At 65.1% G+C, this 16,705-nt stretch carries 15 protein-coding genes; 9 read left to right on the top strand and 6 right to left on the bottom strand.

Going from position 1 to position 16,705, the window contains the following annotated elements:
- Positions 1-88: 88 nt before the first annotated feature.
- The 5 genes from BEMPMBAN_RS07405 to BEMPMBAN_RS32515 all read left to right on the top strand — a co-directional run bounded on the left by BEMPMBAN_RS07405 (position 89) and on the right by BEMPMBAN_RS32515 (position 4,456).
- On the top strand, positions 89-385 hold the full coding sequence (locus BEMPMBAN_RS07405; protein ID WP_159229715.1) for an Rv0250c family protein: 297 nt from the start codon (positions 89-91) through the stop codon (positions 383-385).
- A gap of 60 nt (positions 386-445) precedes the next feature.
- Positions 446-1,264, top strand: a complete 819-nt coding sequence (locus BEMPMBAN_RS07400) for a succinate dehydrogenase subunit SdhC (RefSeq protein WP_159229714.1) — start codon at positions 446-448, stop codon at positions 1,262-1,264.
- A 48-nt stretch (positions 1,265-1,312) separates the two neighbouring features.
- Positions 1,313-3,232 (top strand): fumarate reductase/succinate dehydrogenase flavoprotein subunit, encoded by a 1,920-nt coding sequence (locus BEMPMBAN_RS07395; protein ID WP_159229713.1) that lies wholly within the window; start codon positions 1,313-1,315, stop codon positions 3,230-3,232.
- Between the two features lie 2 nt (positions 3,233-3,234).
- Entirely contained in the window at positions 3,235-3,990 is a 756-nt protein-coding gene (locus BEMPMBAN_RS07390) for a succinate dehydrogenase/fumarate reductase iron-sulfur subunit (RefSeq protein ID WP_159229712.1), read from the top strand.
- A gap of 70 nt (positions 3,991-4,060) precedes the next feature.
- Entirely contained in the window at positions 4,061-4,456 is a 396-nt protein-coding gene (locus BEMPMBAN_RS32515) for a hypothetical protein (RefSeq protein WP_234897353.1), read from the top strand.
- 9 nt (positions 4,457-4,465) lie between these two features.
- On the opposite strand, the gene BEMPMBAN_RS07380 is transcribed toward BEMPMBAN_RS32515, so the two are convergent.
- Entirely contained in the window at positions 4,466-4,924 is a 459-nt protein-coding gene (locus BEMPMBAN_RS07380) for an Lrp/AsnC family transcriptional regulator (RefSeq protein WP_159229710.1), read from the bottom strand.
- 101 nt (positions 4,925-5,025) lie between these two features.
- On the opposite strand from BEMPMBAN_RS07380, the gene BEMPMBAN_RS07375 reads away from it, so the two are divergent.
- The 3 genes from BEMPMBAN_RS07375 to BEMPMBAN_RS07365 all read left to right on the top strand — a co-directional run bounded on the left by BEMPMBAN_RS07375 (position 5,026) and on the right by BEMPMBAN_RS07365 (position 7,575).
- On the top strand, positions 5,026-6,774 hold the full coding sequence (locus tag BEMPMBAN_RS07375; protein WP_159229709.1) for an acyl-CoA dehydrogenase family protein: 1,749 nt from the start codon (positions 5,026-5,028) through the stop codon (positions 6,772-6,774).
- A 116-nt stretch (positions 6,775-6,890) separates the two neighbouring features.
- On the top strand, positions 6,891-7,373 hold the full coding sequence (locus BEMPMBAN_RS07370; protein ID WP_159229708.1) for a rhodanese-like domain-containing protein: 483 nt from the start codon (positions 6,891-6,893) through the stop codon (positions 7,371-7,373).
- A gap of 40 nt (positions 7,374-7,413) precedes the next feature.
- Positions 7,414-7,575: a hypothetical protein gene (locus tag BEMPMBAN_RS07365; protein WP_200845907.1), complete on the top strand. Its 162-nt coding sequence runs from the start codon at positions 7,414-7,416 to the stop codon at positions 7,573-7,575.
- A 21-nt stretch (positions 7,576-7,596) separates the two neighbouring features.
- On the opposite strand, the gene BEMPMBAN_RS07360 is transcribed toward BEMPMBAN_RS07365, so the two are convergent.
- A complete protein-coding gene (locus BEMPMBAN_RS07360; RefSeq protein WP_159229707.1) occupies positions 7,597-8,100 on the bottom strand; it encodes a flavin reductase family protein in 504 nt (167 codons plus the stop codon).
- A 232-nt stretch (positions 8,101-8,332) separates the two neighbouring features.
- On the opposite strand from BEMPMBAN_RS07360, the gene BEMPMBAN_RS07355 reads away from it, so the two are divergent.
- A complete protein-coding gene (locus BEMPMBAN_RS07355; protein WP_159229706.1) occupies positions 8,333-9,007 on the top strand; it encodes a GAP family protein in 675 nt (224 codons plus the stop codon).
- Between the two features lie 19 nt (positions 9,008-9,026).
- On the opposite strand, the gene pe is transcribed toward BEMPMBAN_RS07355, so the two are convergent.
- The 4 genes from pe to BEMPMBAN_RS07335 form a co-directional block, all read right to left on the bottom strand.
- Positions 9,027-10,154 carry an acyltransferase PE gene (gene pe, locus BEMPMBAN_RS07350; RefSeq protein ID WP_159229705.1) on the bottom strand — a complete coding sequence of 376 codons (1,128 nt, stop codon included), beginning with the start codon at positions 10,152-10,154 and terminating at the stop codon, positions 9,027-9,029.
- Between the two features lie 87 nt (positions 10,155-10,241).
- A complete protein-coding gene (locus BEMPMBAN_RS07345) occupies positions 10,242-11,981 on the bottom strand; it encodes an AMP-binding protein (protein ID WP_200845911.1) in 1,740 nt (579 codons plus the stop codon).
- Between the two features lie 109 nt (positions 11,982-12,090).
- Positions 12,091-15,129, bottom strand: a complete 3,039-nt coding sequence (locus BEMPMBAN_RS07340; protein ID WP_159229703.1) for an MMPL/RND family transporter — start codon at positions 15,127-15,129, stop codon at positions 12,091-12,093.
- Positions 15,130-15,192: 63 nt separating this feature from the next.
- Positions 15,193-16,614, bottom strand: coding sequence for a condensation domain-containing protein (locus BEMPMBAN_RS07335; RefSeq protein WP_159229702.1), 1,422 nt, complete (start codon positions 16,612-16,614; stop codon positions 15,193-15,195).
- Between the last annotated feature and the right edge of the window lie 91 nt (positions 16,615-16,705).

Raw genomic sequence — 16,705 nt, 5'->3', positions numbered from 1 at the left:
CGTGATCTGTCTCACCATCACATCGGTGTTGTGACTAGCATCGATCGCATACCGTGATCCATGACACCCTTCAGCCCAAGGAGGTCACTTGTCCAGCACCACCGAACTCGCCGAACTGCATGACCTGATAGGAAACCTGAGGAGGTGCGTGACCTCGCTCGCCTCGCGATACGGGAACAGCCCAGCAACCCGTCGCATCGTGAACGACGCCGAACGCATCCTCAACGACATCGACCGACTCGACATCGACGCCGAAGAGCTCGAACTTGCTCGCGGCGTCAGTGGACACCAACATGTAGGCGAGCGCATTGCGATTCCGGATACCCAGTACGACAGGGAATTCTGGCGCGGCGTCGACGACGAAGGTCTCGGCGGGACGCGATGAGCGCCGCGTGCCGTGGATCACGGTCCGCGACCGGTGGCATAACAGCATAGAAAGGCAACCGTGAGCGCACCTACCGCCGACCGCAAAGCGACCGGCGTTTTTTCGCCTGGACGCGCGCAGATTTCCAAACGCACACTGCGCACTGACAACTGGCTCAAGTCCCCCATCATCACCGATCTGGGGTTCGCGGCGTTCATCATCTACGCGACGGTGCGGGCGTTCATGCAGGACCACTACTACGTCGCCGAGTACCACTATCTGACACCGTTCTACTCACCGTGTGTCAGCACCGGGTGCCTGCCCGAGGCCAGCCACTTCGGCCAGTTCCTCCCCGACGTGTGGTGGTTGCCCTACGCGGCGATGTCGTTGCCGTTCCTGCTGCTGTTCCGGCTGACCTGCTACTACTACCGCGGCGCCTACTACCGCACCGTCTGGCAGGCCCCGACCGCCTGCGCGGTCGCCGAACCACACGCGAAATACACCGGAGAAACCCGCTTTCCGCTGGTCATCCAGAACACTCACCGGTACTTCTTCTACATCGCCGCGATCATCTCGGTGATCAACACCTACGACGCGATCATCGCGTTCCACTCGCCGTCCGGGTTCGGATTCGGCCTGGGCAACGTCATCCTGGTCACGAACGTCATCCTGTTGTGGACCTACACGATCTCCTGCCACTCCTGCAGGCATGTCGCCGGCGGCAGGCTCAAGCACTTCTCCAAACACCCCGTCCGCTACTGGATGTGGACCCAGATCAGCAGGCTCAATGTCCGGCACAAGCAGTACGCCTGGATCACGCTGGGCACGCTGATGCTGACCGACTTCTACGTCATGGCGGTCTCCGCGGGATGGTTCTCCGACCTGAGATTCATTGGCTGACAATGGATTCAGAGACATTGATTCAGCGATCTAGTGAGGTTTACACAGATGAGTGACCTGGAACGGCACGAATACGACGTCGTCGTGATCGGTGCCGGCGGTGCGGGTCTGCGTGCGGTGATCGAGGCCCGCGAGCGGGGGCTGCGCGTGGCGGTGGTGACCAAGTCGTTGTTCGGCAAGGCCCACACCGTGATGGCCGAGGGCGGTTGCGCGGCGGCCATGCGCAACGTCAACACCAAAGACTCCTGGCAGGTGCACTTCGGTGACACCATGCGCGGCGGCAAGTTCCTGAACAACTGGCGGATGGCCGAACTGCACGCGCAGGAAGCCCCCGACCGGGTGTGGGAGCTCGAGACCTACGGCGCGCTGTTCGACCGCACCAAGGACGGCAAGATCAGCCAGCGCAACTTCGGTGGCCACACCTACCCGCGCCTCGCCCACGTCGGCGACCGCACCGGGCTGGAGATCATCCGCACCCTGCAGCAGAAGATCGTCTCGCTGCAGCAGGAGGACAAGCGGGAACTCGGCGACTACGAGGCCCGGATCCGGGTCTTCCACGAGTGCGCCGTCACCGACCTGCTCAAGGATGGCGACAAGATCGCCGGAGCGTTCGGCTACTACCGCGAGACCGGCAAGTTCGTGTTGTTCGAGGCGCCCGCCGTGGTGCTGGCCACCGGCGGCATCGGCAAGTCGTTCAAGGTCTCGTCGAACTCGTGGGAGTACACCGGCGACGGTCACGCATTGGCGCTGCGGGCGGGTTCCGGCCTGATCAACATGGAGTTCATCCAGTTCCACCCGACCGGTATGGTCTGGCCGCTGTCGGTGAAGGGCATCCTCGTCACCGAGGGCGTGCGCGGCGACGGTGGAGTGCTGAAGAACTCCGAGGGCAAGCGCTTCATGTTCGACTACATCCCCGACGTGTTCAAGGGCCAGTACGCCGAGACCGAAGAAGAAGCCGACCAGTGGCTCAAGGACAACGACTCCGCGCGCCGCACCCCTGACCTGCTTCCCCGCGACGAGGTGGCCCGCGCCATCAACACCGAGGTCAAAGAAGGCCGCGGCTCGCCCCATGGCGGCGTCTACCTCGACATCGCGTCCCGGATGCCGACCGAGGAGATCCGTCGGCGGCTGCCCTCGATGTACCACCAGTTCATCGAGCTGGCCGAGGTGGATATCACCAAGGACGAGATGGAGGTCGGCCCGACCTGTCACTACGTGATGGGCGGCATCGAGGTCGACCCGGACACCGGCGCGGCGGCGACGCCGGGGCTGTTCGCCGCAGGCGAGTGCGCCGGCGGCATGCACGGCTCCAACCGACTCGGCGGCAACTCACTGTCGGACCTGCTGGTCTTCGGCCGCCGAGCCGGGCTCGGGGCCTCCGACTACGTGCGGGCCCTGCAGCAGGAACGGCCGCAGGTTTCCCAAGAGGCTCTCGACGAGGCGACGAAGATGGCCCTGTTGCCGTTCGACTCGACCGAGAACCCGGAGAACCCGTACACCCTGCACGCCGAACTGCAGCAGTCGATGAACGATCTTGTCGGCATCATCCGCAAGGAAGACGAGATCAAAGAGGCACTCGCCAAGCTCGAGGAGCTCAAGAAGCGGGTGCACAAGGTGACGGTCGAAGGCGGCCGGGTGTTCAACCCGGGCTGGCACCTGGCCCTCGACATGCGCAACATGCTGCTGGTCAGCGAATGCGTGGCCAAGTCCGCGCTGCAGCGCACCGAGAGCCGCGGCGGACACACCCGCGACGACTACCCGAAGATGGACAACACGTGGCGCAACAAGCTGCTGGTGTGTCGCACCGGCGAGGCCGCCACCGGTGACGCCCTGGTTCCCGGAGTCACCGTGACCGCCGAGCAACAGCCCCCGATGCGGGCCGATCTGCTGGAGTGTTTCGAACTGTCCGAACTCGAGAAGTACTACACCGACGATCAAATCGCCGAGCACCCGGAACGGAAGGGCTGACCATGGCTCCCTACAACGCAAGCTTGCGGGTCTGGCGGGGCGACGTCAGCGGTGGCGGGCTGCAGGACTTCACCGTCGAGGTCAACGAGGGCGAAGTGGTTCTCGACATCATCCACCGGCTGCAGGCCACCCAGACGCCCGATCTCGCGGTGCGCTGGAACTGCAAGGCCGGCAAGTGCGGTTCCTGCTCGGCCGAGATCAACGGCAGGCCGCGGCTGCTGTGCATGACCCGGATGTCCACCTTCGGTGAGGATGAGACGGTGACGGTGACGCCGTTGCGCACCTTCCCGGTGATGCGCGACCTGGTCACCGATGTCTCGTTCAACTACGAGAAGGCCAGGGAGATCCCGTCGTTCACGCCGCCGAAGGACCTGCAGCCCGGTGAGTACCGCATGCAGCAGGAGGACGTGAACCGCAGCCAGGAGTTCCGCAAGTGCATCGAGTGCTTCCTGTGCCAGAACGTCTGCCACGTGGTGCGTGACCACGAGGAGAACAAGGAAGCGTTCTCCGGCCCGCGCTACCTGATGCGTCAGGCCGAGCTGGACATGCACCCGCTGGACACCAAGGAGCGGCGCGCCGAGCAGGCCCAGGAAGACAACGGCCTGGGCTTCTGCAACATCACCAAGTGCTGCACCGAGGTGTGCCCCGAGCACATCAAGATCACCGACAACGCGCTGATCCCGATGAAGGAACGCGCGGCCGACCGCAAGTACGACCCGGTGGTCTGGCTGGGCGACAAGATCTTCCGACGCAAGTAGCCCGGTGGCGGACTCGGCGGCGGTGGTCCGCTCGGCAGAGACCGAGAACAGCTATGCCGTCGCGGGGTCGATAGCGACGTCGGACAGTGCCGTCGTCGCCGGGTCGGTCGCCACCCGCGGCAGCGCGGTCGTCGCCGGGTCGATCGCCACCGCGGGCAGCGCCGCGGTCGCAGGGTCGGTCGCCACCGCGGGCAGCGCAGTCGTCGTGCGTTCGATCGCAACCTCGGGAAGCGCCGCTGTTGCCGGGTCGATCGCCACCGCGGGCAGCGCCGCCATTGCCGGCTGCATCCTCGCCGTGCTGTGCCTCGCCTGCCGGGGGTGCCTGGCGTGCCTGGGTTGCATCGACTGTGCGAAGTGCCGGGCATGTGTGGGCTGCATCGGCTGTGTGGACTGTATCGGCTGCGTGGGCTGTGTGAACTGCTCAGGGCTTCGAGGAGCGGTGGGCATGCGCAACGTGCATGCCTGATCATCGCCGTCAGGCCGGGGAGAGCCGGCGTCCGGTGAGCGGGCTCGAGTAGACGACGCTGGTGGTGATCGTCCCCAGCGTCGCGATCCGTCCGGTGATCCGCTCCAGGTCGGACATCGAGCGTGCGAGGACCTTCATGATGAAGCAGTCGTTGCCCGTCACGTGGTGGGCCTCGATGACCTCGGGGGTCACGTCCAGCAGGTCGTGCAGCGGCTTGTAGTTGCCCGACGGGTAGGCGAGCCGGACGAACGCCGTGATCGGGTAGCCCAGCGCGGGAGCCGCGACCGTGGCGACATACCCCGTGATCACCCCGGCGTCGACGAGGCGACGGACCCGGTCGGCCGTCGCGCTCGCCGACAGTGACACGGTGCGGGCCAGGTCCGCGGTACTCATCCGGCCGTCGGTCTGCAGCGCCTGCAGGATCGCCTCGTCGGTACGGTCCAGGGTGATGTGTTGATTGTCCGGCACATCGCCGATGATCCCTGCCTCCGGCGGATCGGGCGCGCCAATCGACCGCCGGGGTCTGAAAGCGCGCCGAATCCGCCGGGTCGACGCGCTAGGTTCGACGCATGCCGACCTCCAGCGGATTGTTGCTCAACCCCCACACCTTCGCCCCGGCGCACCTGGATCCGGAGTCCCGGCGCCAGCTGCGCGCCCTGATCGACTGGTTCGAGGATCGCGGGAAGGTCAGACTCCTCCGCGACGACCTGGAAGCGACCTGGGTCAGCGACTTCCTGGACTTCGTCGAGCGCGAGCGGCTCTTCGCCACGTTCCTCACCCCGTCGGAGTTCGCCGGCGGTGATCCGAACAAGCGCTGGGATACCTCGCGCAACGCGGTGCTGAGCGAGATCCTCGGGTTTTACGGGCTGTCCTACTGGTACGCCGAGCAGGTCACGATCCTCGGCCTCGGGCCGATCTGGCAGAGCGACAACGTCAAGGCCAAGGAGAAGGCGGCCGCGCAACTCGAAGCCGGTGGCGTGATGGCGTTCGGGCTGTCCGAACGCGAACACGGCGCCGACATCTACAACACCGACCTGCTGCTGACGCCGGCCGGGGAAGGCAGCGGGGCGCAGGAAGGGCCGGTGTTCCGGGCGTCGGGCGAGAAGTACTACATCGGCAACGGCAACGTGGCGGGCATGGTGTCGGTGTTCTCCCGGCGCACCGACGTGGACGGTGCCGAGGGCTACGTGTGGTTCGTGGCCGACAGCGCCCACGAGAACTACGAGCTGATCGACAACGTGGTCCACGGTCAGATGTTCGTCAGCAACTTCCGGCTCAACGACTATCCGGTGTACGAGGAGGACATCCTGTGCACCGGGCCCGAGGCCTTCTCGGCAGCGCTGAACACCGTCAACGTCGGCAAGTTCAACCTGTGCAGCGGCTCGATCGGGATGTGCGAGCACGCGTTCTACGAAGCGATCACCCACGCCAACAACCGCATCCTGTACGGCAACCCGGTGACCGACTTCCCGCACGTGCGTGCCAGCTTCGTCGACGCCTACACCCGCCTGATCGCGATGAAGTTGTTCAGCGACCGGGCCATCGACTACTTCCGCAGCGCCGGCCTCGAGGACCGCCGCTATCTGCTGTTCAACCCGGTGACCAAGTCCAAAGTCACCTCCGAAGGCGAGAAGGTGATCACCCTGCTGTGGGATGTGCTGGCCGCCAAGGGTTTCGAGAAGAACACCTATTTCAGCGAGGCAGCCCGACTGATCGGTGCGTTACCGCGCCTGGAGGGCACGGTGCACGTCAACGTGGCGCAGATCCTGAAGTTCATGCCGAACTACATGTTCAATCCGGCCGGCTATCCAGAGATCGGCACCCGCAGCGATCCGGCCGATGATGTGTTCTTCTGGTCGCAGGGTCCGGCCCGCGGTGCGTCGAAGGTGCAGTTCGCGGACTGGGCCCCGGTCTACGACCGGCACTGTGATGTCCCGAACGTCGCCCGGTTCTACGAACAGGCCAATGCGTTCAAGGCGTTGCTGACCGCCGCCGCGCCCGACGCCGACCAGCAGGCCGACCTGGACTTCGTGCTCGTCGTCGGGCACCTGTTCACGCTGGTGGTCTACGGCCAGCTGATCCTGGAGCAGGCCGAGTTGACCGGGCTCGATCGCGATCTGTTGGACCAGATCTTCGATGTCCAGGTGCGGGACTTCTCGGCATACGCCATCGCACTGCACGGCAAGCCGAGTTCCACGCCCTCACAACAGGCGTGGGCGCTGTCGGCGGTTCGCAAGCCGGTCCCCGACGCCGACCGGTTCGGCCGCGTCTGGGAGCAGGTGCGCGGCTACGACGGCGCCTACGAGATGCGCCCCTAACCCGAGCGTGGATCGACCGGTCTTCAGGCCGGCATTCCGTCGATATCGCGGCGGTTCGGCCGAAATCCCGGGCGGCGCCCGTTCTCCCGGTCGCTTCGGCGTTGTTCGATGTCCTCATGACTGCCACCACTGCCACCACCGCCGACGCCGAGTTGTCGGCTCACGCGTTCTTCGCTGCCAAGCTCGCCCACGAGATCGATTCCGCCGACCTCGCCGCCGCGCGCGCGGCGGGCCGGGCACCGATCGTGGTAGACACCCGCTCGGCGGCGGCGTGGGACCGCGGCCACCTCCCGGGCGCCGTGCACATCCCCGGTTCCGAATTGGCGCAGCGCGCCGGCACCGAGCTGCCCGACCGTGACGCCGACATCGTCGTCTACTGCTGGGGACCCGGATGCAACGGCGCCACCCGGGCAGCGTTCACGCTCAGCGGGATGGGCTACCGCCGGGTTCGGGAACTCATCGGCGGCTTCGAGTACTGGGCCCGGGAGGGGTTCTCGATCGTCGACCAGCAGGGACGTACCCGCCGCCCGGTGGACGAGCTGACCGCGGTGCCCAACCAGGACGGTCATGCACGAGTCGAGACCGCTGTGCGGGGGTAGGCTCCAGGGAGCAGCCAATCACTGGAGAAAGGCAGCTCATATGTCGATTCGAGAGCCCCAAAGCATCAACGACATTCGCACCGCGATCCGCGAGCTGAGCACCCGCGCCGAGTTGGCCCGCCGGGAGGGCCGCAGCGCGGACGCCGCCGAGCTGGATCAACGAGTCACGCACTACCGGGAGGAACTCGGCGCCCGGCCTTAGCCGGGCGGTATCCGACGCGCTTCAGGCACCGAGCCTGCGGAACGTGCTGCGATGGAAGACGATCGGCGGGACGTCCGGATGCACGGTGATGTCGCTGACCCGCAGAATGACGATGGTGTGATCCCCCGCCGGGATCAACTGCTCGATGGCGCTTTCCAACCACACGCTGGTGCCGTGCACGAACACCGCCCCGCGTTCACTCGACGCAGTTTCCAGGCCGGCGAACCGGTCGCCGGTCTTGGCTGCCAGGGCGCGGGCCGCCTCGTCGTGCGACTCCCCGAGCACGCTGATGCCGAGGTAGGCAACTTCCTGCAGGCGCGGCCACGTCGTCGAGGTGTTCTGCACGCAGAAGGACACCAGAGGCGGATCCAGCGACACCGGCACGAACGTGCTGGCCGCCAAGCCAACCCGGACACCGCCGATCTCCGCTGCGATCGCGATGACACCGGTCGGGAAATGCCCGAAGGCCTCACGCAGCGCCGACGGGTCGAGGTCGGTGTCCGGATGGGTTCCTGAACCACTCATCGACCTCATCTTCGCACGTACCGACGCACGGTTGCCAGGCTCGTCCCGGCGTCGAGCACACAGAAGCTCGACCGGCGCGCGTAATCAGCGCGAGTCGCAATGCCACCGCCGCGATACCCGGGGCAGCGCGTGATCGACGGTAGGTTATGGCTCATGTCCGCGACCTACACGATCACCGACCAGCAGGATCGCTTGATCCGAGTCGGCAGCTAGCGGCGGCGCCGACCCATCCATGTGGCTCCCACTCCTGGTGATGGCTGTGGCCGTCAGCCTCGAACCGTTTCGGATCGGCATGACGGTCGTGATGATGAACCGGCCACGACCGGCATTGCAGTTGGTTGCTTTTCTCGCCGGCGGATTCACGATGGGCATCTCGGTCGGGTTGGTCATCCTGTTCGTCCTGCGCCCGGCCATGGACTCGCCGCATGTCAGTGCGCCCAAGATCCAGATCGCGGTCGGTGCCGTACTTCTGCTGAACGCAGCATTGCTGGCTTTCGGGCGGGTCAGAACCCCGCGCGACGACGAGAACCCGCTCTGGACACACCGTCTCTGGCAGACGATCGTGCGCCGAGCGCGCCAGATGCTCGACGGCCGATCATTGTGGGTAGCCGGCCTCGCCGGTCTGGGCATCGCTCTGCCGTCAGTCGACTACCTCGCCGCGCTGGCCCTGATCGTGGCCTCGAATGCAGCCGCCGGAGTCCAGGTCGGAGCCTTGGTGCTGTTCAACCTCGTGGCGTTCGCGCTGGTGGAGATCCCGCTGCTGTCCTACCTGTTCGCCCCGGAGCGAACTCAAGCGCTGCTCTCGGCGCTGCACAACTGGATGCGCGCGCAGGGACGCCGAGGAGTTGCCCTGATGCTGGCAGTGGTGGGCTGCGTGCTGCTCGGCGCCGGGGTGATCGCGCTCTAGTCCAGAAACCGGGGTACGGCTAGTTGCCCAATGCGGCCTGGACGCCCGAAAGCAACTGGGACAGCGGATCCGCCTCGCCGCCGAACGCGGCCTGCGTCGCCGGCGCGGTGACCTCGGCCGGGTCGAAACCGTTCACCGGATCCACGGTGACCGGGGCGGTGCCCGGATCGTCGTTGCGCGAGTAACCGGCGTCCACCATCGGTTTGAGCACCGCATCGAGGTCGCTGAGGATGTCCTGGGACACCCCGAGATACTTCAACGGCTGCACCAGCGGGAGGTGCTGCTGCGGAACGAAATATGTCGTGGTCTTCCCGCCTCTGGAGTTGACTTCGGTTCTGATGTTCTGCGCCGGCACCATGCTCGGATCGGTGAACGCCACGGCGGTGTGACCGGTCGCCAGTCCGGCCATCGAGTTGGCCAGCGAAATCCAGTTGTCCGGCCGGTCCGGCCAGTCAGAGATGCTGTCGTAGGCGGCAATGTACTGATAGGTGTCGTACTGGCTTTCCACCGGGGGCGGAATCCGGTAGTCCAGAGAGGGCACGACAGAGCCCACCGGGAAGACCTGAGTCAGGAAGCTCTCGCCGAACGGGTGCTTGACGACGGGGTCACCGAAGGTGGCGAAACTGAGTTGATCGGGTGGTGGCGCGTTGGGGTCCTCGGCCAGCTGAGCTTTGACCGCATTGAGCACTAGCGCACCTTCGGACAGGCCCATGGTGGTGCCGGGACCGCCTCCTCGGATGGCATTGACCAGGTTGGCCTCGCCGACGTCGACCGACTCTCCGATACTGGGGCCGTCGAGCCCGATGCCGGGGTAGATCTCCTCCCCCCAGGCACCAATACCCGGGAGAATGCGCTCCAGCGTGTGGCCCTGGACCTGGCCCGCCGGATAGTCGATGTTCTGCCGGTCCAGTCCAGGGAACCAGTCAGCGCCGGTACGGCGAATGTACTCGTCGTAGGGGATCCCCAAAACCCGTGCACCGCCGAGGGCATAGGCATTTCCGGAGGTACCACGCACTGGTTTCCCGTCACCGGTGGACCCGGGAGCCGGGGTGACACCGGTATCGTCCGCGGTGGCCAGCGCGACGCCGAAAGTTCCGGTGACTCCCAGGGCTATCGCCGCAGCGGCCGTCGTGACAACTCGACGCATTGCCATCTCATGCCCCCTCAACGAGACGTCTGGTTGATTCGACCTTACCCCGAGCGCGGGATGCCCATTTCCGGCAAGCCACGACACTCACGCGTCCAGCCGGACGAACTCGTGCTGTCGGTAATGCTCGGCGGTGGCGACCCGACGGATCTTGCCACTCGTCGTGGTGGGGATCGACCCCGGCTGCACCAGGACGAGGTCCTCGACGTTGAGGCCATGCGCATTCGAGATCGCCGAGGTGACCTCGCTCTTGATCTGGCCCAGCCACGACATCGGGTCGTCGACGTCGGTCCGCTTCTTCAGCTCGACGACCGTGACCAGTTTCTCGGTGCTGTTCTTCACCGGCACCGATACCGCCGCGACTCGACCACGGGTGATCTCTTGAACGGTCGCCTCGATGTCCTCGGGATAGTAGTTGCGACCCCGGATGATCAGCATGTCCTTGATCCGGCCCACGATGAACAGCTCACCGTCGAGAATGAAGCCCAGATCACCGGTGCGCAGCCACGGCCCTTCGGGCGTGCCGGGCGACGGATCCGCCAACGTGGCACCGAAACACTGCTGGTCCTCCGGCGGCCGGCTCCAGTACCCCGCTGCGACGTTGTCGCCGTGTACCCAGATCTCGCCGACCACATCGGGTGGGCACTCTCGGTTGGAGTCCACGTCGACGATCCGCACCACCGGCGAACTCGGGATCTTGTACGTCACCAACGCCGTGCCCGCACCGGACGCGCAGCGCACCACCCGACCCGCTGACAGTTCGTCAGGGTCGAACTCGACCGCCGCCGACTCACCCCAGGTGCCGGCTGTCACGAAGACCGTCGCCTCCGCCAGCCCATAACAAGGACGCAGCATATCCTCGCGAAAATTGAAATGGGCGAACCTGTCCGCGAAGCGCTCCAAGGTGGCCGGCTCGACGCGTTCGGCGCCGTTGATGATGCCCAGCACGCCACCGAGATCGAGCCCGTCGAGATCCCGGTCGGAGGTCTTTCGGGCGGCCAACCCGAAGGCGAAGTTCGGTGCGCCCGAGAACGCACGTGGGTACTGCGCGAGCTCCCGCACCCACCTGGCTGGATTCTCCAGGAAAGACACCGGACTCGACAGCACTCCGCGGAAGCCGCCGAGAATCGGGGCGCAGATCCCCAGGACCAAACCCATGTCGTGATAGAAGGGCAGCCACGACACGATCGTGGCCTCCATCTGATCGGCCAGCCGCCGCCCGAACAGCGCGCCCATGAGTTGCTCGAAATTCACCTGGAGATTGCGATGGGAGACCATCACCCCGGTGGGTCGTCGCGTCGAGCCCGAGCTGTACTGCAGATACGCGGTACTGGGGTATTCCGTCGCCGAGAAGTCGACACCGGCCGCCACGTCGACGTCCAGGGTCAGGGAATCGACCTCGACGATCTTCGGTGCGATGGCCATCCGTGACTGATCGACGTAGTCCCCCACGTCGTCCAGCACCGCAGAGGTCGTCAAGACGATGGCCGGGTCGGTGTCGTCGAAGACCGCAGCCACCCGGTCCAGGCTGGAGCCCCGGTTGGGCAACGGAAGCGGTACCGCGATCAGCCCGGCTTGCATCGCCCCCAGAAAGCTCACGATGTACTCCATGCCCTGGGGCGCCAAGATCATCGCCCGGTCGCCGACCGTTCCGTGGTTGCGGAACTCGCGCGCAGCATTGAGAGTCCGTCGGGACAACTGCGACCACGTCACGGACTCGGCCACACCCGCTGGGTCGTCGGCGTACTCGGTGTAGACGAAAGCGACGTCGTCGGGCCGCAACCGGGCCCGCCCGTGCAGCATCGACAGGATTGATGACTCGTTCATCGTCATGTCACGTCCACCTTGCTCGACGTGGGGATAACAGCGTCTCTGCGCCTCAAGCAGCCCTTCACTCATGTCCCCGACCGCTCCGTTCCTTGTCGTAGTTTTGCACTCATTCCGTCTGCGCGCTCTCCGAGCCAACCGACGTCTTCTTCGGAACTGGGCTGGCTGCCGATGATCTCGACAACAATTGCGACGGCCACCAATTCGCCTTACCCACCAATGCCGCTATCGCGGGCACCGTGATGGTGCGGACGACGAAGGTGTCCAGCAAAATCCCAACGCCGATCACGAAACCGCCTTGCACCACCAGCCCGATGCTGGAGAACATCAGACCGGCCATGGAAGCAGCAAAGATCAAGCCCGCCGCGGTGATCACACCGCCGGTCGTGGACAGCGTCCGAATGACCCCGTAGCGGATACTGCGCACACCTTCGTCGCGCAATCGCGACACGAAGAGCATGTTGTAGTCGGCTCCTACCGCGACCAGCACGACAAATGCCAAAGGCGGCACGCTCCAATGCAATTGCTGCCCCAGAAGCACCTGGAAGACCAGCACTCCGATACCCATCGCAGCGAAGTAGGACATCACGACCGAAGCCACGAGGTACAACGGGGCGATGATCGCGCGCAACAGAATGATCAGGATCAGCAAGACGACGATGATCGTCACGGTGATGATGAGACGGATGTCCTGCTCGTAGTAATCCCGGGTGTCGCGCAAAGCCACCGGAAACCCGCCGACCGATATGGTCGCGTCAGCCAACATCGTGTTGGGCTTGGCGTTCTCGGCGACCTCAGAGATGGTGTCGACCTGATCCATTGCCTCTGCGCTGAACGGGTTCAGCTTGGTCTGGACCAGATAGCGTGCCGTTCGACCGTCCGGGGAGATGAACGTGCTCGTGGCCTGCTGGAAACCGGGATCACTGAGCGCCTCGACGGGGATGTTGAAACCCGCCATCGCCGGGCTGTCGGCCTGGCTGCGCATCGTCAAGAGAAAACGCGCCGCCTCATTCAAGCCCGACGCCATCACCCTGATCTGAGCGACCATCTCGTCGACGCCACCGGCGATCTGCCGGCTTCCGCCCGCCAGCTGGTCGGCCCCTTGCCGAAGCTCGGTCAACGCGGACTGAGCACCGCGGGGCCGGTTCACTCCCAATTCCTCAGAGAGTTTGGCCAGACTGGTCAGCGTCCGATTCAGAGTGGCGGCGGTGTCGTTGAGAGACTGGCGCTGACCGACACCTTGTAGCTGACGGACCGCCTGGTTGATCTGTTCGAAGTTGCCATCGCCACGGTTGGCAAGGAGCCGTTGGAACTGGGCACGGGTAGCGCTGCAGGACGGATTCGCGTTGCAGACCGCGTTGCCGTCCAGAGCCTGGGTGACCGGACCGATCCAGGCGAACATGTCCTGTAGCGCGGAGAATCTCAGGCCCATGGCATTGCCGAGTTCGTTGACGCTCTGCACCAGCTTGGCAGCCGCCTCGACATCCTGGACCAGTTGCTGGCCGCCGTACTGGGATTGCACCGTGGAAAATGTGTCGAGCACCCCCTGGAGGCTGGGGATGATCCTGTTGAGCTGCGCACGGACCTCGGCGAGGCTGTCGGCGAGTTCTTCGGCCCCGGCGGCGAGCCGGTTGAGATCTCCGAAGCGCTCGGTGATCTGCGCGGAGCCGTCGGCCAAGCGTTCGCCGACAACGCCGGCCTGAAAGGTCGCGCGTAACTCGGGCGGCACTTCGCCCAATGGCCTGGTGACACCACTGACCAGCTCGATGTCCGGCAATTGCGCGATCCGGGCAGCCATCTGCTCCATATCGGCCATCGCGCGTGGGTTACGCAGGTCGTTGGGCGACTGGACGACGATGTACTCCGGGATGGACTGATTGATGGGAAAGTGACGTTCGAGCGCGGCATACCCCACCGAACTCGGCGCCGACGGCGAGACCACCTTGCGGTCGTCATAGTTGTAGGTGGCGAATGCCGAAAAGGAAGCCAGTATCCCCAGCACCAGCGCACTGGCCACCAGGTGCACCACCGGCCGGCGCACGATGCGAATGCCCGAACGTCGCCAGAGCCGGGCGGTCACCTCTCGCCGGGGCTGGATCCAGCCACGGGGCCCGGCCAGCACCATGATCGCCGGCAACAATGTCACCGCAGCGGTGAAGGCCACGGCGATGCCGATCGCCGACACCACGCCGACTGTCCTGAACACCCCCATCTGGGCGAAGCTCATCATGATGAAGGTGATGCCGACCATGCTGGCGGAGGCGATGATCACCTTTCCGATCGCAGGCATGGCCACCTTCACCGCGTCGGCGTAGGCCAAGCCTGCCCGCAGACAGTCGTGATATCGGCTGATCAGGAACACTGCGTAGTCTGTCCCCGCGCCGGCCATGATGGCGCTGAGGAACACCACCGACTGGTTTGACACACCCGCGCCGGTCAGGAGCGAGTATCCGGCGGCCAGTGCTTGCGCAATCAGCAGCGATGCCCCGATCGTCACCAGCGGCAGCATCATCGTGATCGGATTCCGGTACACGATCAGCAGTACGGTCAAGACCATGACGGCGATCGCGAGCTCGATCGGCAGCCGATCCTGCTCCCCCGCGACCGTCAGATCGGCGACGGTGGCCGCCGGACCGGTGACGAACACTTCGAGCGCACCGTCGGGCGAGGTTCCCGGGGTGTTGTGCCGGATGAGGTCCGCCACCCGGGTGAAGGACTCATATCCCCGTGGGGTGCCCAGCTCGCCTTCCAAGCTGATGGGCAGCACCCAGGTGGTGTTGTCTTCGCTGGTCAAGAACTCCCGCAGTTGCGGCGTGGTGTGGAAGTCCTGCACCGCGACGACGTCAAGGTCGTCCTCACGCAGCGCATTGACCAGCTTGCGGTAGGACGGCTCGTCGGCAGAGGTGAGCCCGGTTTCGTTGATGAACGCGACGACCAGCAGGTTGTCCGACGCCGGCTCCTCGAAAGCCTCCGCCATCATCCTGGCGGTGACGTTCGACGGTGCGTCAGACGGCAGGATCACCAGCGGGTTCCTGGCCGCCATCTCACCGAGCGAGGGCACGCTCAGGGGAAGCGCGATGGCCATCACCACCCAAACCCCGATCACGGCCCACGGCCACCGCACTACGAAATCGGCAAGCCGCCGCATACCACCCTCACCATCGGCCGGACGAAGTCACGACGGATTCCCCCCAAATAGATTTGCTCCACGCTACGCGACGCGACCCCAGTTACCGCGGTCAGCAACCCTGGCGCACACCAGCCCCATCGCCTCCATGTAGCGGTTGACCGACTTCCGTGCGGTCGGGTTGTCGGGGTGCATGATCGCTATCTGAGTGCCCTCGTGGTAACGGAAAATGTAAATGGTCAATTGGTAGGAGAACCGGCCGTCGGGGTAGATGCCGATGTTGTCGGCCAAGCCCATCTCGGCCGCGGCGAGGATGGCGTTCATCGGCGCGGCGGCACCGTGAAAGAAATTCGAGACCGGGAAGTTCGGCTGAGGCCACTTCAAATCCGGCGCAAGTTCCAAGATCCGGTAATAGGGCACTCGAGCCATGCCCAGGCTCGAGTCGAAACACGATTGCGCGGCCCACGCGGCTTCGTTGAACGAGGTGGCAGCTACCGGGACGGTGATCGGGATCAGACCGGTGAACCACCCCTGGGTCATGAAGTTGTCATCGGCCGTGCGGGAGTCTCGCGGCGTGAGGCCGTAGTAGGTGAGCGCGCCCGTGAACTCGTGCTCGACCAGACCCAGACAGGCGAAAAGACCGCCGACGAAACGCGCGCCCGCAGCCGTACACGCCGACTCGAATCGCTCGGTCTGCGCCGGGTCCATCAACAACGCCGAACTCATCACGCTGCGGGTCGATTCGTTGGGATCACCAAGCGGCAGTGGAAATTCCGGGAAACCGCCGCTGTTGTTCTCGGCAAAGTCGATCCAGGCCCGGACCCCAGGGGAATCGAGGGTCAGGGTGGCGGCATGCTCCCGCTCCCGGACACAGAAATCGTCGAAGCTGCCGGCTGCGGGCAGCTCGAGCGCCTCGCCACTGGTGCTCAACGCCGAGTACATGCCGTTGGCTTCCATCATCGTCGTGCCGATCAGCGTCGCATCGCCGTGGACATGGTCCATCGCGGCAAAGAAGCTGAAGAACCCGTCCCCCTGGACGACACCGAAGGTGAAGCAACCCCATTCCATCGGGCTGGGGATGTCGATCACGTGTTCACGGATCTGCTCGACGGTCATCTCGCCGTGGTTGACGGGTACGAACTCCATGTCCGCCGGGTCCTCGATGGCGTGGCGGACGAACGCCCCGTCGGGCCCCCGCTGAAACCAGCTGCGGAAGGTATCGTGACGGCGGATGTAAGCGTTGAGTGCTTCGTTCATTGCACCGATATCGCATGTCCCAGCAACTTCACAGCTGCCGATGATCTGCCGGGAAAAGTTCAGTCCGGCAGCCTCCCGATCGCAGTAGTTGCGCAGATGCTGACCTTGCATGTAGCTAACGGGAACCGAGCTGACAGGCGCTCGGCCAGCCCTTTCCTGAGCCGTCGGCGTCGGGTGCCACGACGTGACCGTGCCGGGACGCAACGTCCATTCATCAAGTGCGCCAACCGTTATCTTGCCTATGCGCATGTATTTTCCCCTCCATGTGAGGCCAATCGGCGGCCCAGCAATCTCGTGGCGGCATCAACCTACCGGAGCACCTTCGGGCCGGGCTCGACCG

The organism is Mycolicibacterium austroafricanum (assembly GCF_902705885.1).
GTDB classification, from domain to species: Bacteria; Actinomycetota; Actinomycetes; order Mycobacteriales; family Mycobacteriaceae; genus Mycobacterium; species Mycobacterium vanbaalenii_A.
This window is presented reverse-complemented; position numbering and strand designations above follow the sequence as displayed.

What these genes read in the sequence shown, in the direction of transcription:
- BEMPMBAN_RS07370 (WP_159229708.1), top strand. Translation starts at nt 6,891, where the DNA reads ATGACTGCCACCACTGCCACCACCGCCGACGCCGAGTTGTCGGCTCAC.
- BEMPMBAN_RS07345 (WP_200845911.1), bottom strand. Translation starts at nt 11,981, where the DNA reads ATGAACGAGTCATCAATCCTGTCGATGCTGCACGGGCGGGCCCGGTTG.
- BEMPMBAN_RS07375 (WP_159229709.1), top strand. Translation starts at nt 5,026, where the DNA reads ATGCCGACCTCCAGCGGATTGTTGCTCAACCCCCACACCTTCGCCCCG.
- BEMPMBAN_RS07360 (WP_159229707.1), bottom strand. Translation starts at nt 8,100, where the DNA reads ATGAGTGGTTCAGGAACCCATCCGGACACCGACCTCGACCCGTCGGCG.
- pe (WP_159229705.1), bottom strand. Translation starts at nt 10,154, where the DNA reads ATGCGTCGAGTTGTCACGACGGCCGCTGCGGCGATAGCCCTGGGAGTC.
- BEMPMBAN_RS07390 (WP_159229712.1), top strand. Translation starts at nt 3,235, where the DNA reads ATGGCTCCCTACAACGCAAGCTTGCGGGTCTGGCGGGGCGACGTCAGC.
- BEMPMBAN_RS07365 (WP_200845907.1), top strand. Translation starts at nt 7,414, where the DNA reads ATGTCGATTCGAGAGCCCCAAAGCATCAACGACATTCGCACCGCGATC.
- BEMPMBAN_RS07335 (WP_159229702.1), bottom strand. Translation starts at nt 16,614, where the DNA reads ATGCGCATAGGCAAGATAACGGTTGGCGCACTTGATGAATGGACGTTG.
- BEMPMBAN_RS07340 (WP_159229703.1), bottom strand. Translation starts at nt 15,129, where the DNA reads ATGCGGCGGCTTGCCGATTTCGTAGTGCGGTGGCCGTGGGCCGTGATC.
- BEMPMBAN_RS07395 (WP_159229713.1), top strand. Translation starts at nt 1,313, where the DNA reads ATGAGTGACCTGGAACGGCACGAATACGACGTCGTCGTGATCGGTGCC.
- BEMPMBAN_RS07355 (WP_159229706.1), top strand. Translation starts at nt 8,333, where the DNA reads ATGTGGCTCCCACTCCTGGTGATGGCTGTGGCCGTCAGCCTCGAACCG.